Source organism: Streptomyces sp. LUP30 (assembly GCF_001746365.1).
In the GTDB taxonomy this organism is placed as follows: domain Bacteria; phylum Actinomycetota; class Actinomycetes; order Streptomycetales; family Streptomycetaceae; genus Streptomyces.
Genome location: NZ_MJAJ01000022.1, coordinates 68,013 through 94,283, shown reverse-complemented (window position 1 = coordinate 94,283; position 26,271 = coordinate 68,013). Strand labels below are relative to the sequence as shown.

At 67.1% G+C, this 26,271-nt stretch carries 23 protein-coding genes; 20 read left to right on the top strand and 3 right to left on the bottom strand.

Annotation, left to right across the window (positions count from 1 at the left end; genetic code table 11):
- Nucleotides 1-33: 33 nt before the first annotated feature.
- The 7 genes from rplA to BG482_RS19885 all read left to right on the top strand — a co-directional run bounded on the left by rplA (nt 34) and on the right by BG482_RS19885 (nt 12,232).
- Nucleotides 34-759: a 50S ribosomal protein L1 gene (gene rplA, locus BG482_RS19915; RefSeq protein ID WP_069770414.1), complete on the top strand. Its 726-nt coding sequence runs from the start codon at nt 34-36 to the stop codon at nt 757-759.
- A gap of 144 nt (nt 760-903) precedes the next feature.
- Nucleotides 904-1,824 (top strand): hypothetical protein, encoded by a 921-nt coding sequence (locus BG482_RS19910; RefSeq protein WP_069770413.1) that lies wholly within the window; start codon nt 904-906, stop codon nt 1,822-1,824.
- A gap of 197 nt (nt 1,825-2,021) precedes the next feature.
- Nucleotides 2,022-2,837 carry a hypothetical protein gene (locus tag BG482_RS19905; RefSeq protein ID WP_256096414.1) on the top strand — a complete coding sequence of 272 codons (816 nt, stop codon included), beginning with the start codon at nt 2,022-2,024 and terminating at the stop codon, nt 2,835-2,837.
- 286 nt (nt 2,838-3,123) lie between these two features.
- A complete protein-coding gene (gene rplJ, locus BG482_RS19900; RefSeq protein ID WP_069770411.1) occupies nt 3,124-3,654 on the top strand; it encodes a 50S ribosomal protein L10 in 531 nt (176 codons plus the stop codon).
- A 125-nt stretch (nt 3,655-3,779) separates the two neighbouring features.
- A complete protein-coding gene (rplL, locus tag BG482_RS19895; RefSeq protein ID WP_069770410.1) occupies nt 3,780-4,160 on the top strand; it encodes a 50S ribosomal protein L7/L12 in 381 nt (126 codons plus the stop codon).
- A gap of 576 nt (nt 4,161-4,736) precedes the next feature.
- Nucleotides 4,737-8,222: a DNA-directed RNA polymerase subunit beta gene (gene rpoB, locus BG482_RS19890; RefSeq protein ID WP_069770409.1), complete on the top strand. Its 3,486-nt coding sequence runs from the start codon at nt 4,737-4,739 to the stop codon at nt 8,220-8,222.
- Between the two features lie 110 nt (nt 8,223-8,332).
- The gene (locus tag BG482_RS19885; protein WP_069770408.1) at nt 8,333-12,232 is read left to right on the top strand and encodes a DNA-directed RNA polymerase subunit beta'; all 3,900 of its coding nucleotides are present in this window, start codon (nt 8,333-8,335) and stop codon (nt 12,230-12,232) included.
- A 272-nt stretch (nt 12,233-12,504) separates the two neighbouring features.
- Here the strand turns inward: BG482_RS19885 and BG482_RS19880 are convergent, their stop codons facing one another.
- Complete coding sequence (locus BG482_RS19880) at nt 12,505-13,782, bottom strand: glycosyltransferase family 39 protein (protein ID WP_069770407.1); 1,278 nt, start codon at nt 13,780-13,782, stop codon at nt 12,505-12,507.
- 197 nt (nt 13,783-13,979) lie between these two features.
- Here BG482_RS19880 and BG482_RS19875 point away from each other — a divergent pair, with 197 nt between their 5' ends.
- The 5 genes from BG482_RS19875 to tuf all read left to right on the top strand — a co-directional run bounded on the left by BG482_RS19875 (nt 13,980) and on the right by tuf (nt 19,650).
- A complete protein-coding gene (locus BG482_RS19875; RefSeq protein ID WP_069770448.1) occupies nt 13,980-15,023 on the top strand; it encodes a glycosyltransferase family 2 protein in 1,044 nt (347 codons plus the stop codon).
- Nucleotides 15,024-15,280: 257 nt separating this feature from the next.
- On the top strand, nt 15,281-15,652 hold the full coding sequence (gene rpsL, locus BG482_RS19870) for a 30S ribosomal protein S12 (RefSeq protein ID WP_003948652.1): 372 nt from the start codon (nt 15,281-15,283) through the stop codon (nt 15,650-15,652).
- 3 nt (nt 15,653-15,655) lie between these two features.
- Nucleotides 15,656-16,126, top strand: coding sequence for a 30S ribosomal protein S7 (rpsG, locus tag BG482_RS19865; RefSeq protein WP_020132641.1), 471 nt, complete (start codon nt 15,656-15,658; stop codon nt 16,124-16,126).
- A 39-nt stretch (nt 16,127-16,165) separates the two neighbouring features.
- A complete protein-coding gene (fusA, locus tag BG482_RS19860) occupies nt 16,166-18,292 on the top strand; it encodes an elongation factor G (RefSeq protein WP_069770406.1) in 2,127 nt (708 codons plus the stop codon).
- Between the two features lie 164 nt (nt 18,293-18,456).
- Nucleotides 18,457-19,650, top strand: a complete 1,194-nt coding sequence (gene tuf / locus BG482_RS19855; protein WP_057584687.1) for an elongation factor Tu — start codon at nt 18,457-18,459, stop codon at nt 19,648-19,650.
- Between the two features lie 114 nt (nt 19,651-19,764).
- On the opposite strand, the gene BG482_RS19850 is transcribed toward tuf, so the two are convergent.
- A complete protein-coding gene (locus tag BG482_RS19850) occupies nt 19,765-20,232 on the bottom strand; it encodes a hypothetical protein (protein ID WP_069770405.1) in 468 nt (155 codons plus the stop codon).
- Nucleotides 20,233-20,736: 504 nt separating this feature from the next.
- Entirely contained in the window at nt 20,737-21,225 is a 489-nt protein-coding gene (locus BG482_RS19845) for an ATP-binding protein (protein ID WP_079141936.1), read from the bottom strand.
- 135 nt (nt 21,226-21,360) lie between these two features.
- On the opposite strand from BG482_RS19845, the gene BG482_RS19840 reads away from it, so the two are divergent.
- The 8 genes from BG482_RS19840 to rpsS all read left to right on the top strand — a co-directional run bounded on the left by BG482_RS19840 (nt 21,361) and on the right by rpsS (nt 26,247).
- Nucleotides 21,361-22,236, top strand: coding sequence for a helix-turn-helix transcriptional regulator (locus tag BG482_RS19840; protein ID WP_069770404.1), 876 nt, complete (start codon nt 21,361-21,363; stop codon nt 22,234-22,236).
- The gene (locus BG482_RS19835) at nt 22,233-22,445 is read left to right on the top strand and encodes a DUF397 domain-containing protein (RefSeq protein ID WP_069770403.1); all 213 of its coding nucleotides are present in this window, start codon (nt 22,233-22,235) and stop codon (nt 22,443-22,445) included. The genes BG482_RS19840 and BG482_RS19835 overlap by 4 nt, the downstream gene beginning before the upstream one ends.
- Nucleotides 22,446-23,018: 573 nt before the next feature.
- Nucleotides 23,019-23,327, top strand: a complete 309-nt coding sequence (rpsJ, locus tag BG482_RS19830; RefSeq protein WP_003948644.1) for a 30S ribosomal protein S10 — start codon at nt 23,019-23,021, stop codon at nt 23,325-23,327.
- A 17-nt stretch (nt 23,328-23,344) separates the two neighbouring features.
- Nucleotides 23,345-23,989, top strand: coding sequence for a 50S ribosomal protein L3 (gene rplC / locus BG482_RS19825; RefSeq protein WP_069770402.1), 645 nt, complete (start codon nt 23,345-23,347; stop codon nt 23,987-23,989).
- A gap of 8 nt (nt 23,990-23,997) precedes the next feature.
- On the top strand, nt 23,998-24,657 hold the full coding sequence (gene rplD / locus BG482_RS19820; RefSeq protein ID WP_069770401.1) for a 50S ribosomal protein L4: 660 nt from the start codon (nt 23,998-24,000) through the stop codon (nt 24,655-24,657).
- A complete protein-coding gene (rplW, locus tag BG482_RS19815) occupies nt 24,657-25,076 on the top strand; it encodes a 50S ribosomal protein L23 (protein WP_069770400.1) in 420 nt (139 codons plus the stop codon). Before rplD ends, rplW begins: the two co-directional genes overlap by 1 nt.
- A gap of 40 nt (nt 25,077-25,116) precedes the next feature.
- Nucleotides 25,117-25,953 carry a 50S ribosomal protein L2 gene (gene rplB / locus BG482_RS19810; protein ID WP_019980874.1) on the top strand — a complete coding sequence of 279 codons (837 nt, stop codon included), beginning with the start codon at nt 25,117-25,119 and terminating at the stop codon, nt 25,951-25,953.
- A 12-nt stretch (nt 25,954-25,965) separates the two neighbouring features.
- A complete protein-coding gene (rpsS, locus tag BG482_RS19805) occupies nt 25,966-26,247 on the top strand; it encodes a 30S ribosomal protein S19 (protein WP_069770399.1) in 282 nt (93 codons plus the stop codon).
- Nucleotides 26,248-26,271: the final 24 nt, after the last annotated feature.

Below are 26,271 nucleotides of genomic sequence, written 5' to 3'. Positions count from 1 at the left end.
GACCACGACTCCTCAGAATCACCAGGAGCAGTAGTGAGCAAGCGCAGCAAGTCTCTCCGCGCTGCGGACGCCAAGATCGACCGGGAGAAGCTCTACGCCCCGCTCGAGGCCGTCCGTCTCGCCAAGGAGACCTCCACGAGCAAGTTCGACGGCACCGTCGAGGTCGCCTTCCGCCTGGGTGTCGACCCGCGCAAGGCCGACCAGATGGTCCGTGGCACCGTGAACCTGCCGCACGGCACCGGCAAGACCGCCCGGGTCCTGGTCTTCGCGACCGGTGACCGTGCTGCGGCCGCAGAGGCCGCGGGCGCCGACATCGTCGGCTCCGACGAACTGATCGACGAGGTCGCGAAGGGCCGTCTGGACTTCGACGCCGTCGTCGCCACCCCGGACCTCATGGGCAAGGTCGGCCGCCTCGGCCGCGTGCTCGGTCCGCGTGGTCTGATGCCGAACCCGAAGACCGGCACCGTCACCCCCGACGTGGCCAAGGCCGTCACCGAGATCAAGGGTGGCAAGATCGAGTTCCGCGTCGACAAGCACTCGAACCTGCACTTCATCATCGGCAAGTCGTCCTTCGAGGACGAGAAGCTGGTGGAGAACTACGGCGCGGCGCTGGAGGAGATCCTCCGTCTGAAGCCGTCCGCCGCCAAGGGTCGCTACATCAAGAAGGCCGCGATCAGCACCACGATCGGCCCCGGCGTCCCGGTCGACCCGAACCGCACCCGCAACCTCCTCGTCGAGGAGGACCCGGCCGCGGTCTGAGCCTGACAGCTCACCCTCAGTCGGTGACGAGCCCCGCAACCTTTCGAGGTGCGGGGCTCGTCCCTTTTGCCGTACGTCGCTTTCCCGTACGGCTGTCAGTGCCGTGGGTTAGCGTGCAGGCACGGGAATCTGGGGGGTGGGCGAATGAAGCGGGCGACCATGCGCCGGGCGGGGCTGTCGATCGTTGCCGTGACGCTGTTCGCGGGGGTGACGGCCTGCGGTACCGGGGGTTCTGGCGGGTCCGGGCGTTCCGAGGGCTCCGGGGGGTCCACAGGATCCGGGGAGGGCAGCCCGCGGCTGAGCCCTGTCGCGGCCCTGCGCACCGCTGAGAAGTCCACCGACGGCGCGGACTCGGCGAAGGTCGAGTCCAGCACGACCATCGGCTCGCTGATGTCGATGACCGCCGACGGCGCCCTCGGCTGGGGCGACGGTCTCACCGGCGCCCTCACCATCACGTACACCGGCGGCACCCTCGCCGACACGATGCGCCAGCTGGGCACGACGTCGATGCAGGCCCGCTATCTGCCCGACGCCTACTACGCCAGGATGGGCGACGCGTTCGCGCGGCAGGCCGGCGGCAAGCACTGGATCAAGTACGCGTACGACGACCTGAAGAGCCTCGGCGGCAGCTCCGGCGCGTATCTGAAGGACCAGATGACCCACACCACCCCCAACCAGTCGGTCAAGCTGCTGCTGGCCTCGGGGGACGTGCGCCGGGTCGGCACGGAGAAGGTACGGGGCCAGAACACCACCCACTACGCGGGGACGGTCGACGTGGCCGACCTCGCACGGCAGAACTCCAACCTCAGCCGCAGCCAGCTCGCCGATCTGAAGAAGACCCTGGAACAGGCAGGCGTGACGACCGAGACGGTCGACATCTGGGTGGACGGCCGGGACCTGCTGGTCAAGAAGGTGGAGCGGGGCCAGACGGCGCAGGGCGGGTACACCCAGACCGCCTACTACACCGACTACGGCACCGAGGTCTCGGCGAAGGAGCCCCCGGCGGCCGACACCGCGGACTTCACGGAGCTGTTGCGTCAGCAGGGTGCGGGCAGCCGCCCGTAATCCACAGGACCCTCACCGCCCCGCTGGGATACCTTCACGGTCTTGCCGTGATGCGACCGTGTGTTCTGTGTGCGAGTCCTCGGTACGGATTCTCAGTTACGAGACCTCTGTAAGGGTTCTGGGTGCGAGACCTCCGTACAAGTCCTCCGTACGAGTTCCGCGGTCCGGGTTCTGGGGGAAGTTGAATGAGGTCTTCCGTGGGTGTCCTCGGGCTGTCCGTGCTGCTGGTCACCGGCTGTGCGGCGGTGGGCGGCTCCGAGGGCGGGGGCGGGGGCGAGCCGGCCGCAGCGGCCGCCGTCACACGGGCCGCCCGGAAGGCGGAGGAGCCCGTCTCCCTGCGTTACCGGATGACCGGCAGGACGCCGGAGGAGGGCCGGATCAAGGGCGAGGCCGCGATCGGCGTCAAGCCGCCGGCGATGAGCCTGAAGTCGACCGTGCTGAGCGGGGCCGACCGCGGCACCGGAGAGTTCCGGCTGGTCGGCGGGGTGCTCTACGTGGGCTCCGACCAGCCCGGCCAGGGCGGCAAGCACTGGATCAAGTTCGGCGCGCCGGGCAGGACAGGCACCCCGAGCGGCATCAAGGTCGACACGGGCACGATGGTGGACCGGGTCCGCGACAACCCCTCCCACGAGAGCGGGTTCCTCGTCGCGGCCGACGACCTGAAGAAGGCCGGTGTGGAGACCGTCGGGGGCGTGAGCACCACCCACTACACGGGCACCGCCACCCTCGACGCCATCCGCGCCTCGTACAAGGACGCCGAGACGAGCGTCCGGCAGCGGACCGAGAAGAGCCTCGCCCAGTACGAGAAGCTGGGCGTCGGCGAACTCACCATGGACCTGTGGGCCGACGCCCAGGACCGCACACGGCGGCTGCGCATGCAGGGCTTCGGACGGCACGGTCAGCTCGACCTCACCCTCACGTTCACCGACTTCGGCAAGCCCGTGACCGTGAAGGCCCCGCCGGCCTCGGACACCGTCGACATGGCCGAGGAGATGAGGAAGGCCCGCCGCTGAGGTGGTCCGTACGGGCGGATTTGCTTGACGGCGACCGGTTCACGTACTCTCCACGAGAAGCCAAAGACCGCTGGTCGTTGCCGTGCTCTCGCAAGAGGGGGCGGTGGCCGAAGGATTCGCTGCAATGCGGACGACCCGCGCAGGTGTCAGTGGAATGTGCTCCCGAGAGAAATCCTCCCACGGAATTCTTGCGGTCGAGCTACGCCCCGTGCGCCTGCGCCGGGGCGTTTCGTCTGTCACAGCCCCTTCTGAGCGGTCCTCATCACCCGGAAGGAGGCCGACGCTCATGGCAAGGCCCGACAAGGCTGCCGCGGTAGCCGAGCTGACGGAGTCGTTCCGCAGCTCGAACGCCGCCGTGCTGACCGAGTACCGGGGTCTCACCGTGGCGCAGCTCAAGACGCTGCGTCGTTCGCTCGGTGAGAACGCCCAGTACGCCGTGGTGAAGAACACGCTGACCAAGATTGCGGCCAACGAGGCCGGGATCAACACGCTGGACGACCTTTTCAACGGTCCGACGGCGGTCGCCTTCATCACCGGTGACCCGGTGGAGTCGGCGAAGGGTCTTCGTGACTTCGCCAAGGACAACCCGAACCTCGTCATCAAGGGCGGTGTCCTTGACGGCAAGGCGCTGTCCGCCGACGAGATCAAGAAGCTTGCGGACCTCGAGTCCCGCGAGGTTCTGCTCAGCAAGCTGGCGGGTGCCTTCAAGGGTAAGCAGACTCAGGCTGCTCAGCTCTTCCAGGCGCTTCCCTCGAAGCTCGTCCGCACCGTGGACGCTCTTCGTGCCAAGCAGGCCGAGCAGGGCGGTGCCGAGTAATTCGGCTCCCGAAATGACCGCCGCCTGAGGCAGTCCGCCTGAAGCAGCGGTCGTAGCGGGCCGAACGTACGCCCGCCAGACATGTACATACCGGCACCAGCCGAATTAGTGGAAGGAAAGCCGTAATGGCTCTCACCCAGGACGAACTGCTCGCCGAGTTCGAGGGCATGACCCTCATCCAGCTCTCCGAGTTCGTGAAGGCGTTCGAGGAGAAGTTCGACGTCACCGCCGCCGCCGCGGTCGCCGTCGCCGGTCCGGCCGGTCCGGCCGCCGCCGCCGAGGCCGTCGAGGAGCAGGACGAGTTCGACGTCATCCTCACGGGTGCCGGCGAGAAGAAGATCCAGGTCATCAAGGTCGTGCGCGAGCTGACCTCCCTGGGCCTGAAGGAGGCCAAGGACCTCGTGGACGGCGCTCCGAAGCCCGTTCTCGAGAAGGTCGCCAAGGAGGCCGCGGAGAAGGCTGCCGAGTCCCTCAAGGCCGCCGGCGCCTCGGTCGAGGTCAAGTAACACCCTGCGGTCGGCGACGACCGCGAGCGGAGGCTGAAACTGCCCCTCCGGGGGCTGTAACGCCCACGCACCGAAGAGCGATCATCCATCTGGGTGGTCGCTCTTCGTCGTTCCCTGGGGTGCGGCCACGGTTGCCTTGTACCCCTCTGAGCGGGGGGTATGGTGATCTTCGTCGTGTCTCCGAGCACCCCGGTTCGTGCGGGGGGGCCTTGACGAACCGCACGCAGCGCGCAATTCTCAGGACGCGTCGTCACATCGATCCGAATCCGAGGCATGGATCGGCGACGAAGAGGGCAGTATCACCGTGCGTTGAGGGCTACCGGACCGAGGGCGTTGAGAACCACGAGGGTCGCGAATAACCCGCACTGGACATCAGTGTGCCAAGTGGCTACACTGACCCTTTGCGCTGCCTGTTAGCTGTCCCCTGCCCGTCACCAGGGGCATGCCCTCCCTTGAACCCGGACGATCAGACGTCTCCCACCTGGCTTTCTGCCAGATCGGGAACTGTCCGTCTCCGTGCGCGAGAGAGGGGCCGGTACGCGCGTAGTGAGTCCGAGCCCTCGGAAGGACCCCCTCTTGGCCGCCTCGCGCAACGCCTCGACCGCGAATACGAACAACGCCGCCAGCACCGCCCCGCTGCGCATCTCTTTTGCAAAGATCAAGGAGCCCCTCGAGGTTCCCAACCTGCTCGCGTTGCAGACCGAGAGCTTTGACTGGCTGCTCGGGAACACCGCCTGGCAGAGTCGGGTCGAGGCGGCTCTGGAGTCCGGTCAGGACGTCCCCACGAAGTCGGGTCTGGAGGAGATCTTCGAGGAGATCTCTCCGATCGAGGACTTCTCCGGGTCGATGTCGCTGACTTTCCGCGACCACCGTTTCGAGCCGCCGAAGAACAGCATCGACGAGTGCAAGGACCGTGACTTCACGTACGCGGCCCCGCTCTTCGTGACGGCCGAGTTCACGAACAACGAGACCGGCGAGATCAAGTCCCAGACGGTCTTCATGGGCGACTTCCCGCTCATGACCAACAAGGGCACCTTCGTCATCAACGGCACCGAGCGTGTCGTGGTGTCGCAGCTGGTCCGTTCGCCGGGCGTCTACTTCGACTCCTCGATCGACAAGACGTCCGACAAGGACATCTTCTCCGCCAAGATCATCCCCTCCCGGGGCGCCTGGCTGGAGATGGAGATCGACAAGCGCGACATGGTCGGTGTCCGCATCGACCGCAAGCGCAAGCAGTCCGTCACCGTCCTCCTGAAGGCTCTCGGCTGGACCACCGAGCAGATCCTGGAGGAGTTCGGCGAGTACGAGTCCATGCGCGCCACCCTGGAGAAGGACCACACCCAGGGCCAGGACGACGCGCTGCTGGACATCTACCGCAAGCTGCGTCCGGGCGAGCCCCCCACGCGTGAGGCCGCGCAGACGCTTCTTGAGAACCTTTATTTCAACCCCAAGCGCTACGACCTCGCGAAGGTCGGCCGCTACAAGGTCAACAAGAAGCTGGGTGCGGACGCTCCGCTCGACGCGGGCGTCCTGACCGTCGAGGACGTCATCTCGACGATCAAGTACCTGGTCAAGCTGCACGCCGGCGAGACCGAGACGGGTGCGGACAACGGCACCACGATCGTCGTCGAGACCGACGACATCGACCACTTCGGCAACCGTCGTCTGCGCAGCGTCGGCGAGCTCATCCAGAACCAGGTCCGTACGGGTCTGGCGCGTATGGAGCGAGTCGTCCGCGAGCGGATGACGACCCAGGACGTCGAGGCGATCACGCCGCAGACCCTGATCAACATCCGGCCGGTCGTCGCCTCCATCAAGGAGTTCTTCGGCACCAGCCAGCTGTCGCAGTTCATGGACCAGAACAACCCGCTGTCGGGTCTCACCCACAAGCGCCGTCTGTCGGCGCTCGGCCCGGGTGGTCTCTCCCGTGAGCGGGCCGGCTTCGAGGTCCGTGACGTGCACCCGTCCCACTACGGACGCATGTGCCCGATCGAGACGCCCGAAGGCCCGAACATCGGTCTGATCGGTTCGCTCGCCTCCTACGGCCGGGTCAACGCGTTCGGCTTCGTCGAGACGCCGTACCGCCGGGTCACCGACGGCATCGTCACCGACGAGGTCGACTACCTCACGGCCGACGAGGAGGACCGGTTCGTCATCGCGCAGGCCAACGCCACGCTCGACGACGACATGCGCTTCACCGAGAACCGCGTCCTGGTCCGCCGTCGTGGCGGCGAGGTCGACTACGTCCCCGGTGACGACGTGGACTACATGGACGTCTCGCCGCGCCAGATGGTGTCGGTCGCGACCGCCATGATCCCGTTCCTCGAGCACGACGACGCCAACCGTGCCCTCATGGGCGCGAACATGATGCGTCAGGCCGTGCCGCTCATCAAGAGCGAGTCCCCGCTCGTCGGCACCGGCATGGAGTACCGCTCCGCCGTCGACGCCGGCGACGTGGTCAAGGCCGAGAAGGACGGTGTGGTCCAGGAGGTCTCCGCGGACTACATCACCACGACCAACGACGACGGCACGTACATCACGTACCGCCTGGCCAAGTTCTCGCGCTCCAACCAGGGCACCTCGGTCAACCAGAAGGTCATCGTCAACGAGGGCGACCGGATCATCACCGGTCAGGTCCTCGCCGACGGCCCGGCCACCGAGAACGGCGAGATGGCGCTGGGCAAGAACCTGCTCGTCGCGTTCATGCCGTGGGAGGGTCACAACTACGAGGACGCGATCATCCTGTCGCAGCGCCTCGTGCAGGACGACGTCCTCTCCTCGATCCACATCGAGGAGCACGAGGTCGACGCCCGTGACACCAAGCTCGGCCCCGAGGAGATCACCCGGGACATCCCGAACGTCTCCGAGGAGGTCCTCGCCGACCTCGACGAGCGCGGCATCATCCGCATCGGCGCCGAGGTCGTCGCAGGCGACATCCTGGTCGGCAAGGTCACGCCCAAGGGCGAGACGGAGCTGACCCCGGAGGAGCGCCTGCTGCGCGCGATCTTCGGCGAGAAGGCCCGTGAGGTCCGTGACACCTCGCTGAAGGTGCCGCACGGCGAGATCGGCAAGGTCATCGGCGTCCGCGTCTTCGACCGTGAGGAAGGCGACGAGCTGCCGCCGGGCGTGAACCAGCTGGTTCGTGTCTACGTGGCGCAGAAGCGCAAGATCACGGACGGTGACAAGCTCGCCGGCCGTCACGGCAACAAGGGTGTCATCTCCAAGATCCTGCCCATCGAGGACATGCCGTTCCTCGAGGACGGGACCCCGGTCGACATCATCCTCAACCCGCTGGGCGTGCCGTCCCGAATGAACCCGGGACAGGTGCTGGAGATCCACCTCGGCTGGCTCGCCAGCCGCGGCTGGGACGTCTCCGGGCTCGGCGAGGACTGGGCGCAGCGCCTGCAGGTCATCGGCGCCGACCAGGTCGCCCCGGGCACCAACGTCGCCACCCCGGTGTTCGACGGCGCCCGTGAGGACGAGCTCGCGGGTCTGCTGCAGCACACCATCCCGAACCGCGACGGTGAGCGGATGGTGCAGCCGACCGGCAAGGCGAGGCTGTTCGACGGCCGCTCCGGTGAGCCGTTCCCGGACCCGATCTCCATCGGGTACATGTACATCCTGAAGCTGCACCACCTGGTCGACGACAAGCTGCACGCCCGTTCGACCGGTCCGTACTCGATGATCACCCAGCAGCCGCTGGGTGGTAAGGCGCAGTTCGGCGGTCAGCGCTTCGGTGAGATGGAGGTGTGGGCGCTGGAGGCATACGGCGCCGCGTACGCCCTCCAGGAGCTCCTGACCATCAAGTCCGACGACGTCACCGGCCGCGTGAAGGTCTACGAGGCCATCGTCAAGGGCGAGAACATCCCCGAGCCCGGCATCCCCGAGTCCTTCAAGGTGCTCATCAAGGAGATGCAGTCTCTCTGCCTGAACGTGGAGGTGCTGTCCAGCGACGGTATGTCCATCGAGATGCGTGACACCGACGAGGACGTCTTCCGCGCGGCGGAGGAGCTCGGCATCGACCTGTCCCGGCGCGAGCCGAGCAGCGTCGAAGAGGTCTGACGGGAGTCCGGTCCGGAGGTTCGGCGATGAAGATCCCTGAACCTCCGGCCGGCCCCGGGACCCCCGTATCAGACCCCAAGACTTACAACCCTGAGAGGGATTGACGCATAGTGCTCGACGTCAACTTCTTCGACGAGCTCCGGATCGGTCTGGCTACCGCTGACGACATCCGTCAGTGGAGCCACGGCGAGGTCAAGAAGCCCGAGACGATCAACTACCGCACGCTCAAGCCCGAAAAGGACGGACTCTTCTGCGAGAAGATCTTCGGTCCGACCCGGGACTGGGAGTGCTACTGCGGCAAGTACAAGCGTGTCCGCTTCAAGGGCATCATCTGTGAGCGCTGCGGCGTCGAGGTGACCCGCGCCAAGGTGCGTCGTGAGCGGATGGGCCACATCGAACTGGCCGCTCCCGTCACCCACATCTGGTACTTCAAGGGCGTCCCGAGCCGTCTGGGCTACCTGCTCGACCTGGCTCCCAAGGACCTCGAGAAGGTCATCTACTTCGCGGCGTACATGATCACGTTCGTCGACGACGAGCGCCGTACGCGTGACCTGCCCTCGCTGGAGGCGCACGTCTCCGTCGAGCGTCAGCAGATCGAGAACCGTCGCGACTCCGACCTGGAGGCCCGCGCCAAGAAGCTCGAGACCGACCTGGCCGAGCTCGAGGCCGAGGGCGCCAAGGCCGACGTGCGCCGCAAGGTGCGCGAAGGCGCCGAGCGCGAGATGAAGCAGCTGCGCGACCGTGCGCAGCGCGAGATCGACCGTCTCGACGAGGTGTGGACCCGGTTCAAGAACCTCAAGGTCCAGGACCTGGAGGGCGACGAGCTCCTCTACCGCGAGCTGCGTGACCGCTTCGGCACGTACTTCGACGGTTCGATGGGCGCCGCGGCGCTGCAGAAGCGCCTGGAGTCCTTCGACCTCGACGAGGAGGCCGAGAAGCTCCGCGAGATCATCCGCACCGGCAAGGGCCAGAAGAAGACCCGTGCGCTCAAGCGCCTGAAGGTCGTCTCCGCGTTCCTGCAGACCAGCAACAGCCCCAAGGGCATGGTGCTCGACTGCGTGCCGGTCATCCCGCCGGACCTTCGCCCGATGGTGCAGCTGGACGGTGGCCGCTTCGCGACCTCCGACCTGAACGACCTGTACCGCCGTGTGATCAACCGCAACAACCGTCTGAAGCGGCTTCTCGACCTCGGCGCGCCCGAGATCATCGTGAACAACGAGAAGCGCATGCTCCAGGAGGCCGTCGACGCGCTCTTCGACAACGGCCGTCGTGGTCGCCCGGTCACGGGCCCCGGTAACCGTCCGCTGAAGTCGCTGTCCGACATGCTCAAGGGCAAGCAGGGCCGTTTCCGTCAGAACCTGCTCGGCAAGCGTGTGGACTACTCCGCGCGTTCCGTGATCGTCGTCGGTCCGCAGCTGAAGCTGCACCAGTGCGGTCTGCCGAAGGCGATGGCGCTGGAGCTGTTCAAGCCGTTCGTGATGAAGCGGCTCGTGGACCTCAACCACGCGCAGAACATCAAGAGCGCCAAGCGCATGGTGGAGCGCGGCCGCACGGTCGTGTACGACGTCCTCGAAGAGGTCATCGCCGAGCACCCGGTTCTGCTGAACCGTGCGCCCACCCTGCACCGCCTCGGCATCCAGGCCTTCGAGCCGCAGCTGGTCGAGGGCAAGGCCATCCAGATCCACCCGCTCGTCTGCACCGCGTTCAACGCGGACTTCGACGGTGACCAGATGGCCGTCCACCTGCCGCTCTCCGCGGAGGCGCAGGCCGAGGCCCGCATCCTGATGCTGTCCTCGAACAACATCCTCAAGCCCGCCGACGGCCGTCCGGTGACGATGCCGACCCAGGACATGGTCCTCGGTCTGTTCTTCCTCACCACCGACGGCGAGCTGCGCGACACCAAGGGCGAGGGCCGGTCCTTCGGCTCCACGGCCGAGGCGATCATGGCGTTCGACGCCGGTGAGCTCGCGCTGCAGTCGCCGATCGACATCCGCTTCCCGGTGGGCACCATCCCGCCGCGTGGCTGGATGCCGCCGGCGCGGGAGGAGGGCGAGCCCGAGTGGCAGCAGGGTGACACCTTCCGTCTGCGGACGACCCTGGGCCGCGCGCTCTTCAACGAGCTGCTGCCCGAGGACTACCCGTTCGTCGACTACTCGGTGGGCAAGAAGCAGCTCTCCGAGATCGTCAACGACCTGGCCGAGCGCTACCCCAAGGTCATCGTGGCGGCGACGCTCGACAACCTGAAGGCGTCCGGCTTCTACTGGGCGACCCGTTCCGGTGTCACCGTGGCCATCTCCGACGTCGTCGTTCCCGAGGCGAAGAAGGAGATCGTCAAGGGTTACGAGGCGCAGGACGAGAAGGTCCAGAAGCAGTACGAGCGCGGTCTGATCACCAAGGAAGAGCGCACGCAGGAGCTCATCGCGATCTGGACCAAGGCGACCAACGAGGTCGCCGAGGCGATGAACGCGAACTTCCCCAAGACCAACCCCATCTTCATGATGGTCGACTCGGGCGCCCGAGGAAACATGATGCAGATGCGGCAGATCGCGGGTATGCGCGGTCTGGTGTCGAACGCGAAGAACGAGACCATCCCGCGTCCGATCAAGGCGTCCTTCCGTGAGGGCCTGTCCGTGCTGGAGTACTTCATCTCCACGCACGGCGCCCGTAAGGGTCTTGCGGACACCGCCCTGCGTACCGCCGACTCGGGTTACCTGACCCGTCGTCTGGTGGACGTCTCGCAGGACGTCATCATCCGCGAGGAGGACTGCGGCACCGAGCGCGGTCTGAAGCTGAAGATCGCCGTCCGCGGCGAGGACGGCGCCCTGCGCAAGACGGACGACGTCGAGACCAGCGTCTACGCCCGCATGCTCGCCGAGGACGTCGTCATCGACGGCAAGGTGATCGCGCCGGCCAACGTGGACCTGGGCGACGTGCTCATCGACCAGCTCGTGCGCCACGGCGTCGAGGAGGTCAAGACCCGCTCGATCCTGACCTGTGAGTCGCAGGTCGGCACGTGTGCCATGTGCTACGGCCGCTCGCTGGCCACCGGCAAGCTGGTCGACATCGGTGAGGCGGTCGGCATCATCGCCGCCCAGTCCATCGGTGAGCCCGGCACGCAGCTGACGATGCGTACCTTCCACACCGGTGGTGTGGCCGGTGACGACATCACGCAGGGTCTGCCGCGTGTCGTCGAGCTCTTCGAGGCCCGTACCCCGAAGGGTGTCGCCCCGATCTCCGAGGCCTCCGGCCGCGTGCGGATCGAGGAGACCGAGAAGACGAAGAAGATCGTCATCACGCCGGACGACGGCAGCGACGAGACGGCGTTCCCGATCTCGAAGCGCGCCCGTCTCCTGGTCAGCGAGGGCGAGCACGTCGAGGTGGGCCAGAAGCTCACCGTGGGTGCCACCAACCCGCACGACGTGCTGCGCATCCTGGGTCAGCGTGCCGTCCAGGTCCACCTGGTCGGCGAGGTCCAGAAGGTGTACAACTCGCAGGGCGTGTCGATCCACGACAAGCACATCGAGATCATCATCCGGCAGATGCTGCGCCGGGTGACGATCATCGAGTCCGGCGACGCCGAGCTGCTGCCCGGCGAGCTCGTCGAGCGCTCGAAGTTCGAGGTCGAGAACCGTCGTGTGGTGCAGGAGGGCGGTCACCCGGCCTCCGGTCGTCCGCAGCTGATGGGTATCACCAAGGCCTCGCTGGCGACGGAATCCTGGCTGTCGGCCGCCTCCTTCCAGGAGACGACCCGAGTCCTGACGGATGCGGCGATCAACGCCAAGTCCGACAGCCTCATCGGCCTCAAGGAGAACGTCATCATCGGTAAGCTCATCCCGGCCGGTACGGGTCTGTCCCGCTACCGCAACATCCGGGTCGAGCCGACCGAAGAGGCCAAGGCCGCGATGTACTCGGCCGTCGGTTACGACGACATCGACTACTCGCCGTTCGGCACCGGCTCCGGCCAGGCCGTTCCGCTGGAGGACTACGACTACGGTCCGTACAACCAGTAAGGCGTGAGTCCGACGCACTGAAGGGCGGTCTCCCCGTGTTTCACGGGGGGACCGCCCTTCGGCGTGCCCGGGACGGTCCCTGCCCGGCGTTCTACCGCGCTACGGGGACGGCCACGGTCGCGGAGCGCCCCGGCTCCGGCGAGAGCCCTCAGACCGCCCGGACGCCGCCCGCGACGGGTTCGCCGTGGCCGGGGACGGTCTGCGGCGCGCCGTTCGGCGAGGAAGGCCGCTCGGGCGGACCGCCCGGCCGGGCCGCTCGGGCCTCGGTGTGGTTACGGGATTCCCAGTTCGAAGATGACGAAGTGGGCGTACCAGCCCGAGGCGACGGCCGCGGTGGTGAAGAACACCGTCAGGCTCGGCCACTTCAGGCGGCTCATCGCCGCGGCCGGGGCCAGGAGGAGGGGGAAGACCGGGAGCAGGTAGCGGCCCGTGTTGCCGAACATCTGCTGGGTCCCCAGGACGGCGATGACGCTCGCCAGGGTGTACGCGACCAGCACCAGCGGCGGCTTCCTGCGCAGCATCAGCGCGATCAGGAACGGCAGTGCCAGGACCAGCTGGACGGCGATGAGGTCGGGCACGGAGAACGCGAACAGGTAGTTGTTGTGCCCGATCGCCGTGTTGCCCAGCACGTCCAGGGTGTAGGCGCCGAAGTCGAAGTAGTGGGCCCAGCCCTCGCGCTGGAGCGTGAAGTAGGCGGTGAGGTCGTTCGCCTCGAGGCCGACCCAGGTGACGTAGGTGAGCAGGCCCAGCGGGGCGGCGATCATGGCGTACACGGGCCCGGCGACCCCGTGCTCGCGTCTGCTCTCCGGCCGGGCGAGGGCGACGATCGCGGCGAGGCCGACCGCGCCGATGAGCGCGGCGGACGTCGGCCGGTTGAGCCCGGCCAGGAAGGCGAGCAGTCCCGCGGCAACCCAGCGGTTCTTCATCACGCAGTAACAGCACCAGGCGGCGATGGCGACGAACACCGACTCCGAGTAGACCGCCCACTGCACGCCCGCGCCGGGCGCCAGCGCCCACAGGCCGGCCGCGATCGTGCCCGCCCGCGCGCCGGCCAGCGTCGAGATCACCGCGTAGACGCCGGCGGCCGCGACGAAGGAGGCGAGGACCGAGACCGCGATCGCGGACCCGTACAGGCCGAGGCCGGTGATCTCGGAGACCCCCCGGATCAGGCCCGGGTAGAGGGGGAAGAACGCCACGGAGTTCTGCTTGACGGTGAACAGGCCGCCGGGAGCCAGTTTCACCAGCGGGCCGGGCTCGTACCCCTTCTCGGCGACCTGGAGGTACCACCAGCCGTCCCAGGTGGCGAGCACGTCCCACCAGTGGGCGCCGCCGCCGAAGCGCGGGTCCTTCTTCTGGTACTCGTCGGCCGCTTTCAGGAGCCGGACGAACACGGTCAGTCCCACGAGCTTCGTCACGCCGTAGAGGAGCAGCGGGGCGAGGTACGGTCGTACCCCGTCGGGCAGGGCGAGGCGGCGCTGTCGCCGCGACGGCTCCGTCGGCCCGTCGGGCACGGCGGGATCGGTCGCCGTGTCGCTGGAAGCCGTGCTCATGGCTGGGGTCCCCCTCGGCCGATCGCCGGACACCCAGGGGCGGCGCCGTTGTCCGGATGATCGTGACGTTCGGTCATAAGAGTGCGGTCATAAGATCGCAACAGAGTCGCACATGTGCGCCACAGGTGGGGGGAGGACGGGTGTCCGAAGCGCCGACGACCACGGCTGCTGCGACCGTCTTGTCGGTCGTCATACCGATGTACAACGAGGAAGAGGTCCTTCCCGCGCTGGTCAGCCGGTTGCGTCCGGTCCTCGCCGGCCTCGGCGTCCCGTACGAGGTCGTCGCCGTGGACGACGGCAGCACGGACCGCACGGCCGCGCTCCTCGACGCCTTCCGGCTCGGCTGGCCGGAACTGCGCGTGATCGGTCTGCGCCGCAACTCCGGTCACCAGGCCGCCCTCACCGCGGGCCTCGACCGGGCCGTGGGCGCCTATGTGGTCAGCATCGACGCGGACCTGCAGGACCCGCCCGAGAAGATTCCCGACATGCTCACGCTGGCCCGCGCCGAGCACCTGGACATCGTGTACGGCATCCGGGCCGACCGGGCCAGCGACACCGGCTTCAAGCGGTGGACGGCGGGCCTGTACTACCGCCTGGTGCGCCGTCTGGCGGGCCCGTCCGTGCCGGCCCAGGCAGGTGACTTCCGGCTGCTGAGCAGGGCCGCGGTGGACGCCCTGAAGGCGCTGCCGGACCAGCAGCGGGTCTACCGCCTCCTCGTGCCCTGGCTGGGCTTTCCCAGCGGCGAGGTCACCTACGAGCGGGCCCCGCGGCCGGCGGGCCAGAGCAAGTACCCCCTGGGTCGGATGATCCGGCTGGCCGTGGACAGCGTCACGGGGTTCTCGGCGGCGCCCCTGCGCATCGCCACCTGGCTGGGCGGCTTCGCGTTCCTGGTCTGCCTCGCCCTGATGATCTACACGCTGAGCGCGCACGCCTTCCAGCACACCGTTCCGGGCTGGACGTCCCTGTTCATCGGGGTGCTGTTCATCGGCGCGGTCCAGCTGGTCTGTGTGGGCCTGCTCGGCGAGTACGTGGGCCGGATCTACACGGCGGTGCAGAACCGTCCGACGTATTTCGTCGGTCACGACACCGCGGCGCGGGCGCACTCCGCGGCCTCGGCGTCCCCGGTGACGGCGGCGGCGGCGGCTACGGTGGACCCGGGCGTGCCGGCTCCGGCGGCTGCCCCGGGGGGCGACGCGGACTCCTCGGCTCCGCTCGCGCAAAGGCTCAGGCAGCGTTCCTGAACACCCCGGCGTGTCGACCGCCGGGCTTCTGTTTTGACCGGAGTCAGTGCGCTAGGTACGCTCATACCTTGTGCCTGGGGTGTGCCCTGGCCCTCGTGCGTGTCTTCAGCCGCATGCGGGTCTCAAGCAGTGGCCACCGCGATCCGCGCCTCTTTCTGCTTTGCGGCGAAAGTCTGCGGGTCCGACACACCCGACCGCGTGGGTCGGCGAAGTTCCAGGTTAGCTTCACCATTCGGCACACAGAAACCGGAGAAGTAGTGCCTACGATCCAGCAGCTGGTCCGTAAGGGCCGGCAGGACAAGGTCGAGAAGAACAAGACGCCCGCACTCGAGGGTTCGCCCCAGCGTCGCGGCGTCTGCACGCGTGTGTTCACGACCACCCCGAAGAAGCCGAACTCGGCCCTGCGTAAGGTCGCGCGTGTGCGTCTGACCAGCGGGATCGAGGTCACTGCTTACATTCCGGGTGAGGGACACAACCTGCAGGAGCACTCCATCGTGCTCGTGCGTGGTGGCCGTGTGAAGGACCTGCCCGGTGTTCGCTACAAGATCATCCGTGGTTCCCTCGACACCCAGGGTGTCAAGAACCGCAAGCAGGCCCGCAGCCGCTACGGCGCCAAGAAGGAGAAGTAAACAATGCCTCGTAAGGGCCCTGCCCCGAAGCGCCCGGTCATCATCGACCCGGTCTACGGTTCTCCTCTTGTCACGTCGCTCATCAACAAGGTGCTGCTGAACGGCAAGCGCTCCACCGCTGAGCGCATCGTCTACGGCGCCATGGAGGGCCTGCGCGAGAAGACCGGCAACGACCCGGTCATCACGCTGAAGCGCGCTCTCGAGAACATCAAGCCGACCATCGAGGTCAAGTCCCGCCGTGTCGGTGGTGCGACCTACCAGGTCCCGATCGAGGTCAAGCCCGGCCGCGCGAGCACCCTTGCTCTGCGCTGGCTCGTCGGCTACTCCCGCGCCCGTCGCGAGAAGACCATGACCGAGCGCCTGCTCAACGAGCTTCTCGACGCGTCCAACGGCCTCGGCGCCGCTGTGAAGAAGCGCGAGGACACCCACAAGATGGCCGAGTCCAACAAGGCCTTCGCGCACTACCGCTGGTAGTCGCTACCCACATCGAGACCGAGAGAAGACTGAAGCCTTATGGCTACCACTTCACTTGACCTGGCCAAGGTCCGCAACATCGGGATCATGGCCCACATCGACGCGGGCAAGACGACCACCACCGAGCGGATCCTGTTCTACACCGGTGTGTCTTACAAGATCGGTGAGGTCCACGACGGCGCTGCCACCATGGACTGGATGGAGCAGGAGCAGGAGCGTGGCATCACGATCACGTCTGCTGCCACCACCTGTCACTGGCCGCTGGCCGACGTCGACCACACCATCAACATCATCGACACCCCGGGCCACGTCGACTTCACCGTCGAGGTGGAGCGTTCCCTGCGTGTGCTCGACGGTGCCGTGACGGTGTTCGACGGCGTTGCCGGCGTCGAGCCCCAGTCCGAGACGGTCTGGCGTCAGGCGGACCGTTACGGCGTCCCGCGCATCTGCTTCGTCAACAAGCTCGACCGGACCGGTGCGGAGTTCCACCGCTGCGTCGACATGATCTCTGACCGCCTCGGCGCTCAGCCGATCGTCATGCAGCTCCCGATCGGTGCCGAGGCCGACTTCAAGGGCGTCGTCGACCTGGTCACGATGAAGGCGTTCGTGTGGTCCGCCGAGGCGGAGAAGGGCGAGATGTACGACGTCGTCGACATCCCGGCCACCCACACCGAGGCTGCCGAGGAGTACCGCGGCAAGCTCGTCGAGACCGTCGCCGAGAACGACGACGAGATCATGGAGCTGTACCTGGAGGGCCAGGAGCCTTCCGTGGAGCAGCTGTACGCCGCGATCCGTCGCATCACCATCGCGTCCGGCAAGTCCAAGGACACCACCGTCACCCCGGTGTTCTGCGGTACCGCGTTCAAGAACAAGGGCGTTCAGCCCCTGCTCGACGCGGTCGTGCGCTACCTCCCCTCCCCGCTCGACGTCGAGGCCATCGAGGGCCACGCCGTGAACGACCCGGAGGAGGTCGTCAAGCGCAAGCCGTCCGACGACGAGCCGCTGTCGGCGCTGGCGTTCAAGATCATGAGCGACCCGCACCTCGGTAAGCTCACCTTCGTCCGGGTCTACTCGGGCCGCCTGGAGTCCGGCACCGCCGTGCTGAACTCCGTCAAGGGCAAGAAGGAGCGCATCGGCAAGATCTACCGCATGCACGCGAACAAGCGTGAGGAGATCGCGTCGGTCGGCGCCGGCGACATCGTCGCCGTCATGGGTCTGAAGCAGACCACGACCGGTGAGACGCTGTGCGACGACAAGCAGCCGGTGATCCTGGAGTCCATGGACTTCCCGGCTCCGGTCATCCAGGTCGCCATCGAGCCCAAGTCGAAGGGCGACCAGGAGAAGCTGGGCATCGCGATCCAGCGCCTGGCCGAGGAGGACCCGTCGTTCCAGGTCCACTCGGACGAGGAGACCGGCCAGACCATCATCGGCGGCATGGGCGAACTGCACCTCGAGGTGCTGGTCGACCGTATGCGCCGTGAGTTCAAGGTCGAGGCCAACGTCGGCAAGCCGCAGGTCGCCTACCGCGAGACCATCCGCAAGGCGGTCGACCGGGTCGACTACACGCACAAGAAGCAGACCGGCGGTACCGGCCAGTTCGCCAAGGTGCAGATCGCGATCGAGCCGATCGAGGGCGGCGACGCCTCGTACGAGTTCGTGAACAAGGTGACCGGTGGTCGTATCCCGAAGGAGTACATCCCTTCGGTCGACGCCGGTGCGCAGGAGGCCATGCAGTTCGGCATCCTCGCCGGTTACGAGATGACCGGCGTGCGCGTCATCCTGCTCGACGGTGGCTACCACGAGGTGGACTCCTCCGAGCTCGCGTTCAAGATCGCCGGTTCGCAGGCCTTCAAGGAGGCCGCTCGCAAGGCCAGCCCCGTGCTGCTCGAGCCGATGATGGCCGTCGAGGTCACCACGCCCGAGGACTACATGGGCGAGGTCATCGGCGACATCAACTCCCGCCGTGGTCAGATCCAGGCCATGGAGGAGCGGGCCGGTGCCCGCGTCGTCAAGGGCCTGGTGCCCCTGTCGGAGATGTTCGGCTACGTCGGCGACCTCCGCAGCAAGACGTCGGGTCGCGCGAGCTACTCGATGCAGTTCGACTCCTACGCCGAGGTTCCGCGGAACGTCGCCGAGGAGATCATCGCGAAGGCCAAGGGCGAGTAACGCACCGCGTTCACACGCTTTAGGCTTGACTCCGGAGCCTCTGGGGCAATCACCCGCATCCGTCAAGGATCGTGAGTGTTTGCCCCGGGCCCGGGATTTGACAGCAAAGATCACCTGGCGCCGATGAAGCAAGGCGTTCCAGAACCACTTCCAGGAGGACCCCCGTGGCGAAGGCGAAGTTCGAGCGGACTAAGCCGCACGTCAACATCGGCACCATCGGTCACATCGACCACGGTAAGACGACCCTCACGGCCGCCATTACCAAGGTGCTGCACGACGCGTACCCGGACCTGAACGAGGCCTCGGCCTTCGACCAGATCGACAAGGCTCCTGAGGAGCGCCAGCGCGGTATCACCATCTCCATCGCGCACGTCGAGTACCAGACCGAGACGCGTCACTACGCCCACGTCGACTGCCCCGGTCACGCGGACTACATCAAGAACATGATCACGGGTGCGGCGCAGATGGACGGCGCCATCCTCGTGGTCGCCGCCACCGACGGCCCGATGCCGCAGACCAAGGAGCACGTGCTCCTGGCCCGCCAGGTCGGCGTTCCGTACATCGTCGTCGCCCTGAACAAGGCTGACATGGTGGACGACGAGGAGATCCTGGAGCTCGTCGAGCTCGAGGTTCGTGAGCTCCTCTCCGAGTACGAGTTCCCGGGCGACGACCTGCCGGTCGTCAAGGTCTCGGCGCTCAAGGCCCTCGAGGGCGACCCGGAGTGGGCGAAGACCGTCCTGGAGCTCATGGCCGCGGTCGACGAGTCGATCCCGACCCCCGAGCGTGACGTCGACAAGCCGTTCCTCATGCCCGTCGAGGACGTCTTCACGATCACCGGTCGCGGTACGGTCGTCACCGGCCGTATCGAGCGTGGTGTCCTGAAGGTCAACGAGACCGTTGACATCATCGGCATCAAGCAGGACAAGACCACCACCACGGTCACCGGCATCGAGATGTTCCGCAAGCTGCTCGACGAGGGCCAGGCCGGTGAGAACGTCGGTCTGCTGCTTCGTGGCATCAAGCGCGAGGACGTCGAGCGCGGCCAGGTCATCATCAAGCCGGGTTCGGTCACGCCGCACACCGAGTTCGAGGCCCAGGCCTACATCCTGTCGAAGGACGAGGGTGGCCGTCACACCCCCTTCTTCAACAACTACCGTCCGCAGTTCTACTTCCGTACGACGGACGTGACCGGCGTCGTGACCCTCCCCGAGGGCACCGAGATGGTCATGCCGGGTGACAACACCGAGATGAAGGTGGAGCTCATCCAGCCCGTCGCCATGGAAGAGGGCCTGAAGTTCGCCATCCGTGAGGGTGGCCGGACGGTCGGCGCCGGCCAGGTCACCAAGATCAACAAGTAAGTCTTGTTGTTCGACCTGGTAGCTCCAGCCTGAGCTGAGCACCTGAGAGGGCCCGTACGACTCCGGTCGTACGGGCCCTCTTGTCGTGTCCGGACCCTCGTGGCCGGCCGGCGCTCAGATGCGGGCGAGGATCTGCCGCACCGGATGCCCGAGCGCCTTGCCGAGATCGGCCAGCTCATCGTCGTCGAGCGGCTCCCGGTCCGGATTCCATACGGCGATCTCGAAACGGGCGAAGCCGCAGGCCCGGTCGTACTCCAGGGCGTCCAGCGAGGTGGCCGCCCCGCAACACGGGACCTCCACGTCGAGGGTCACGAAACCCTCGTCGCCGTGCGCCTCCAGGAGATCGCCGTACCAGAGGTCCGAGACGGTCTCCCCGCACCGCGGGCAGCCGATCCGCTCCAGGTACTCGCCGCAGTCGACGGCCATGACGGCGTCGTACCAGTCGACGTCGATCTCCGTGTCCTGGCCGGCGTCGTCCTCGGGAACGAGACGGGTCAGCAGCGCGGCGGCGCGGTCGGCCGCGGCCTCGTCCGGCTGCCAGCGCGGGTCGGTCGGAATCACCGAGAGGACGTTGTCGCTCATGGGCTCACTCGAATCGTCGAAGTCGTCTGCTGACGTGGTCGTCAGGTGAAGTGTCGTGGAACACGGCGCGAGCCCTCGACGAGGGGCCGTCAAGGCTGCGAGTGAGGCAGGTGGATTGCCCCTTTCTGCGCCCTGTGCGGCCGTTTCCGCAGCGGACCGTCCGGCTCGGGCCGGGCGAGTCGTGGCGGCGGAGGCGGACGAGGAGGCCCGTCGCGGTCTGCGGGAGGGCCGGAGCCGGGTACGCGGGGCCGCGGTACCGCGGGAGGGCCTTGCGGGGCGCTGCCGGGCGTTTCGCGGGAACGCGGTCGCTGCCGGGCGGTGCTCCCGGTGGCCTGGACGGTTGCAGGAGATCGTGCGGGCGATGATCCGGCCGCCGGGGACGCGGGCGCGTTCCCGGGAAACGGACCGTGAGGGTCTTGATGTCTACCCGGGCGCCCTTGGGCAGCGACCGGATGTGCAGAGTGTGCGCCACGGGAGGGAGGGGTGGGGCTTGGCGGGGTCATTTCACCCCGGTGGTACTTGGGAAAGACCGCCCCTGCCACCGAAGTTCGGAGAACCGGGTTCCGGTGCCTGAGACATCCGGATCTCCGCCCAGACCGTCTTCCGTGGCCGCCGCCCCTCGGTCACTCCCCAGCGGTCGCAGAGCGCGTCCACGAGAAGCAGTCCGCGGCCCGACTCGCCGTCTCCCGGATCTTGGGAGGCCGGTCGGACGTACGGCGTCCGGTCACCTCGCGTGTCCGTCACCTCGATGCGCAGGACGTCCCCGACGACGTAGAGGAGCAGCTGGAAATCGCGTCCCGGGACGCGTCCGTGGGTCACGGCGTTGGCCGCCAGCTCCGCGACGATGTGGGCCGCCGGGTCCATCGGCAGCCCCCAGGCGCGGAGTTGCTCGGTGGCGAGCAGACGGGCCAGTCGGGCCCCGCGGGGCGTGGCCGAAAGGCGCACGTCGAAGTTGCGGACGGGGGAGTGGAGTTGAGGGGTTTCTCGAATCACGTGACTCAGAGTGGCGATGCATGCGTACCGTGAACAGTGACAACGCGGTTGCGTAGAGTCACTGTCCGCCCCGTGTCCGGTCTTGTCCGGGCCTGTCGACGGCGGACGGCGGACGGACGACGGAGGGGTGCGGGGATGTCGGTCGACGGGCAGGCGGTACGGCTCACGGACGAGACGGACGAGCCGGGCTGGGAGGTGGACCCGGACGACGAGTGGGGCGTCGCGGTCGTGGCCACGGTGGGCCGCCAGCTGAGGCTGCGCCGGGAGGCGGTCGGGATGCGGGTCGCCGACTTCGCGGTGGCCGTGGGGTACGGCGAGGACATGGTCTACAAGATCGAGGGCGGCAAGAGGATCCCGAGGTCCGAGTACCTGGACAGGGCGGACGAGATCCTCGGAGCGGGCGGCCTGCTCTCGGCGATGAACGAGGACGTGAAGAAGGTCCAGTACCCGAAGAAGGTGCGGGAACTGGCGGAGTTGGAAGCCAAGGCCGTCGAGATGGGGGTGTACGTCGGCCTCAGCATCCATGGCCTGTTGCAGACACCGGAGCATGCCCGTGCCCTGTTCGAGGTGTCCCAGTCCGCCTACACGGATGCGGAGTTGGAGCGCCTCGTGGCCGCTCGAATGGCCCGCAAGTCGATCTTCGAGCGCGACCCGGTGCCGATGCTCAGCTTCGTCCAGGAAGAGGTGACCCTCTGCCGAAAGGTTGGAGGCACAATGGTGTGGCGTCAGCAGCTCGAACACCTGCTGGAAGTGGCGGTGGTGCGCAACGTCACGCTTCAGGTGATGCCGACGGACTCCGGCGCCCATCCTGGGCTGAGCGGCAAGATCGAGGTGCTGAAGTTCGAGGACGGTACGACGGTTGGGCGCTCCGATGGAGCCTTCAACGGCCGCCCGACCTCCGATCCGAAGCAACTCCGCGTCCTCGAACTGCGATACAGCACCATCAGGGCTCAGGCTCTCTCGCCGCGGGAGTCGCTGGCCTTCATCGAGCAACTGCTGGGAGAGACATGACCCGTGAGGCCGACCACCTGGCGTGGTTCAAGAGCACCTACAGCGACGGCCCTGAAGGGGACTCCTGCGTCGAAGTGGCGACCGCCCCCGCCGCCGTCCACGTGCGGGACAGCAAGCACCCGGACGGCGGTCCCACCTTCCATGTCGCCTCGGCCGTCTGGACCGAGTTCGTGGCGTACGCGTCAGCCGGACAGCGGAGCGGCCAGTAGCAGCAGGAGCCCCACGGGCGGAAGCGTGATCAGCGGGGCCGCCGTGGCCGCCAGGATGCGGAGCTTTCCGACGCCGGCGTACGTACTCATGTGCGGGCCCGGTCCGTATGGGTGAAGCGCTCAGGTGGAGGCCGCCGGCCGCGGCTCGCCGTGCTCCGCGTTTGACCTGCGTCACGTCCGGGGTATTCTCTCCGGCTCGATTGGCCAGGCCCCTGCCCCATATGGCAGACTGTCGGAGTTGCTCGGTCGAGTGTTGATGCTGCGCGCCTCCCGCCGGGAGGACCGGAAGCGAGTCCCACAGTACTCGTCGCCCTAACTGCCTGATGGCAGCGCTGGGGCGGACGTACGGGAATCTTTCGGGAAGTGTCAGTGCGGCGCCGACCAGGCACCCGGTGGACCTTTCGTCCTCGGCTTGCGGTTCCGGAAGGGCCGTGCTTTCCCAGCAGGGATGTTCGAACAAGGGGCATCTGTGTCGGTGAGGGCGCGACACACCCGACCGCGTGGGTCGGAGAGACGAAGCGAACGGGCCATCTGGTTCCAGAGCGTTAGAAGAGACAGGACTACTGAGTAGCCATGGCGGGACAGAAGATCCGCATCCGGCTCAAGGCCTACGACCACGAGGTCATCGACAGCTCGGCGAAGAAGATCGTCGAGACGGTGACGCGTACTGGTGCGTCGGTCGCGGGCCCGGTGCCGCTGCCCACTGAGAAGAACGTGTACTGCGTCATCAAGTCGCCGCACAAGTACAAGGACTCGCGCGAGCACTTCGAGATGCGCACGCACAAGCGCCTGATCGACATTCTCGACCCGACTCCCAAGACCGTTGACTCTCTGATGCGACTCGACCTCCCGGCCGGTGTCGACATCGAGATCAAGCTCTGAGGGCTGGTGATCTGAGAATGGCTAAGCAGATCAAGGGCATCCTGGGCGAGAAGCTCGGCATGACGCAGGTGTGGGACGAGAACAACCGCGTTGTTCCCGTCACCGTCGTCAAGGCCGGCCCCAACGTCGTGACCCAGGTCCGCACGAACGACAGTGACGGCTACGAGTCGGTCCAGATCGCCTTCGGCGAGATCGACCCGCGCAAGGTGAACAAGCCCCTCAAGGGCCACTTCGCCAAGGCCGACGTCACGCCCCGTCGCCACCTCGTCGAGATCCGGACGGCCGATGCCGCCGAGTACACGCTCGGTCAGGAAATCACCGCCGAGGTCTTCGAGGCCGGCGTGAAGGTCGACGTGACCGGCAAGAGCAAGGGCAAGGGCTTCGCCGGTGTCATGAAGCGTCACAACTTCAAGGGCCTCGGCGCCGGTCACGGCACCCAGCGCAAGCACCGCTCGCCCGGTTCCATCGGTGGCTGCGCCACCCCGGGCCGCGTGTTCAAGGGCCTCCGCATGGCGGGTCGCATGGGCAACGAGCGTGTCACCACCCAGAACCTGACCGTCCACGCCGTTGACGCGGAGAAGGGTCTGCTGCTCATCAAGGGCGCTGTCCCCGGTCCGAACGGCGGCCTCGTCCTGGTCCGCACCGCGGCCAAGGGGGCCTGAGGTAACCGATGAGCACTGTTGACATCCTTTCGCCTGCAGGCGAGAAGACCGGTAGCGTCGAGCTCCCCGCGGAGATCTTCGGCGTGGAGAAGATCAGCATCCCGCTGATCCACCAGGTCGTCGTCGCGCAGAACGCGGCTGCCCGTCAGGGCACCCACAAGACCAAGACCCGCGGCGAGGTTCGCGGTGGCGGTAAGAAGCCTTACCGTCAGAAGGGCACCGGCCGTGCGCGCCAGGGCTCGACCCGCGCGCCGCAGTTCGCCGGCGGTGGCGTCGTCCACGGCCCGCAGCCGCGTGACTACTCGCAGCGGACCCCGAAGAAGATGAAGGCTGCCGCTCTGCGTCACGCCCTCACCGACCGGGCCCGCCACAACCGCATTCACGTCGTCTCCGGCGTGATCGAGGGCGAGACCCCCTCCACGAAGGCCGCTCGCTCGCTGTTCGGCAAGATCTCGGAGCGCAAGAACCTGCTCCTGGTCGTCGACCGCGCCGACGAGGCCGCGTGGCTGTCCGCCCGCAACCTGCCCCAGGTGCACATCCTGGAGCCGGGCCAGCTGAACACGTACGACGTGATCGTCTCGGACGACGTGGTCTTCACCCAGGCCGCTCTTGAGTCCTTCGTGTCCGGCCCGAACAAGGCCAACGACACCGAAGGGAGTGACGCCTGATGGCTACGCGTCACCCGAGCATCGCCTCCAAGGCGGCCAAGGCCGCCAAGGCCGCGCGCGTCGCCAAGGCGAAGCGCCACGAGGCCGAGGGCAAGAACACCGTCATCACCGCGCCCAGCAAGTCGTACACGGACCCCCGTGACGTCCTGCTGAAGCCGGTCGTGTCGGAGAAGAGCTACGCGCTCCTCGACGAGAACAAGTACACGTTCATCGTCGACCCGAACGCCAACAAGACCCAGATCAAGCAGGCCGTCCAGGCGGTCTTCTCGGTCAAGGTCACCGGGGTCAACACGATCAACCGCATCGGCAAGCGCAAGCGCACCAAGACCGGTTTCGGTCAGCGCGCGGGCACGAAGCGAGCGATCGTGACCCTTGCTGAGGGCGACCGTATCGACATCTTCGGCGGTCCGACCGCCTAAGGGCGGTCCGGATCGTCCGATATCGGACGAGGACTGAATAATGGGAATCCGCAAGTACAAGCCGACTACGCCGGGCCGTCGTGGCTCCAGCGTCGCCGACTTCGTCGAGGTCACGCGGTCCACGCCGGAGAAGTCGCTGGTCCGCCCGCTGCACAGCAAGGGCGGCCGTAACAACGCCGGTCGTGTGACCGTTCGCCACCAGGGTGGCGGACACAAGCGCGCCTACCGAGTGATCGACTTCCGTCGTCACGACAAGGACGGCGTGCCGGCGAAGGTCGCGCACATCGAGTACGACCCCAACCGCACCGCGCGCATCGCGCTGCTGCACTACGCGGACGGCGAGAAGCGCTACATCCTCGCCCCGCGCAACCTGCAGCAGGGTGACCGCGTCGAGAACGGTCCCGGGGCCGACATCAAGCCGGGCAACAACCTGGCGATCCGCAACATCCCGGTCGGTACCACGATCCACGCGATCGAGCTCCGTCCCGGTGGCGGCGCCAAGTTCGCCCGCTCCGCAGGCGCCTCCGTGCAGCTGCTCGCGAAGGAGGGCTCGATGGCCCACCTTCGTATGCCGTCCGGTGAGATCCGCCTGGTCGACCAGCGCTGCCGCGCCACGGTCGGCGAGGTCGGCAACGCCGAGCAGAGCAACATCAACTGGGGCAAGGCCGGCCGTAAGCGCTGGCTGGGCGTCCGCCCGACCGTTCGCGGTGTGGCGATGAACCCGGTTGACCACCCCCACGGTGGTGGTGAGGGCAAGACCTCCGGTGGTCGCCACCCGGTCAGCCCCTGGGGTCAGAAGGAGGGTCGTACTCGTTCGCCGAAGAAGGCTTCGAACAAGTACATCGTCCGCCGCCGCAAGACGAACAAGAAGCGCTAGGAGCGGGTTTAGATGCCGCGCAGTCTCAAGAAGGGGCCCTTCGTCGACGACCACCTCGTGAAGAAGGTGGACGCCCAGAACGAAGCCGGTTCCAAGAACGTCATCAAGACCTGGTCCCGTCGCTCGATGATCATTCCCAGCATGCTGGGCCACACGATCGCGGTGCACAACGGCAAGACCCACATTCCGGTGTTTGTCACCGAGTCGATGGTCGGCCACAAGCTCGGCGAGTTCTCGCCGACGCGCACCTTCCGGGGTCACGTCAAGGACGACCGGAAGTCGAAGCGCCGCTAACGCGGGGTGGAATGACCATGACAG

Excerpts from the sequence above, each read along its gene's own strand:
- rpsJ (WP_003948644.1), top strand. The coding sequence starts at position 23,019 with ATGGCGGGACAGAAGATCCGCATCCGGCTCAAGGCCTACGACCACGAG.
- rplC (WP_069770402.1), top strand. The coding sequence starts at position 23,345 with ATGGCTAAGCAGATCAAGGGCATCCTGGGCGAGAAGCTCGGCATGACG.
- fusA (WP_069770406.1), top strand. The coding sequence starts at position 16,166 with ATGGCTACCACTTCACTTGACCTGGCCAAGGTCCGCAACATCGGGATC.
- BG482_RS19850 (WP_069770405.1), bottom strand. The coding sequence starts at position 20,232 with ATGAGCGACAACGTCCTCTCGGTGATTCCGACCGACCCGCGCTGGCAG.
- rpsG (WP_020132641.1), top strand. The coding sequence starts at position 15,656 with ATGCCTCGTAAGGGCCCTGCCCCGAAGCGCCCGGTCATCATCGACCCG.
- rpsS (WP_069770399.1), top strand. The coding sequence starts at position 25,966 with ATGCCGCGCAGTCTCAAGAAGGGGCCCTTCGTCGACGACCACCTCGTG.
- BG482_RS19875 (WP_069770448.1), top strand. The coding sequence starts at position 13,980 with ATGTACAACGAGGAAGAGGTCCTTCCCGCGCTGGTCAGCCGGTTGCGT.
- rplB (WP_019980874.1), top strand. The coding sequence starts at position 25,117 with ATGGGAATCCGCAAGTACAAGCCGACTACGCCGGGCCGTCGTGGCTCC.
- BG482_RS19910 (WP_069770413.1), top strand. The coding sequence starts at position 904 with ATGAAGCGGGCGACCATGCGCCGGGCGGGGCTGTCGATCGTTGCCGTG.
- rplD (WP_069770401.1), top strand. The coding sequence starts at position 23,998 with ATGAGCACTGTTGACATCCTTTCGCCTGCAGGCGAGAAGACCGGTAGC.
- rplW (WP_069770400.1), top strand. The coding sequence starts at position 24,657 with ATGGCTACGCGTCACCCGAGCATCGCCTCCAAGGCGGCCAAGGCCGCC.
- BG482_RS19840 (WP_069770404.1), top strand. The coding sequence starts at position 21,361 with ATGTCGGTCGACGGGCAGGCGGTACGGCTCACGGACGAGACGGACGAG.
- BG482_RS19835 (WP_069770403.1), top strand. The coding sequence starts at position 22,233 with ATGACCCGTGAGGCCGACCACCTGGCGTGGTTCAAGAGCACCTACAGC.
- rplJ (WP_069770411.1), top strand. The coding sequence starts at position 3,124 with ATGGCAAGGCCCGACAAGGCTGCCGCGGTAGCCGAGCTGACGGAGTCG.
- BG482_RS19880 (WP_069770407.1), bottom strand. The coding sequence starts at position 13,782 with ATGAGCACGGCTTCCAGCGACACGGCGACCGATCCCGCCGTGCCCGAC.
- rplL (WP_069770410.1), top strand. The coding sequence starts at position 3,780 with ATGGCTCTCACCCAGGACGAACTGCTCGCCGAGTTCGAGGGCATGACC.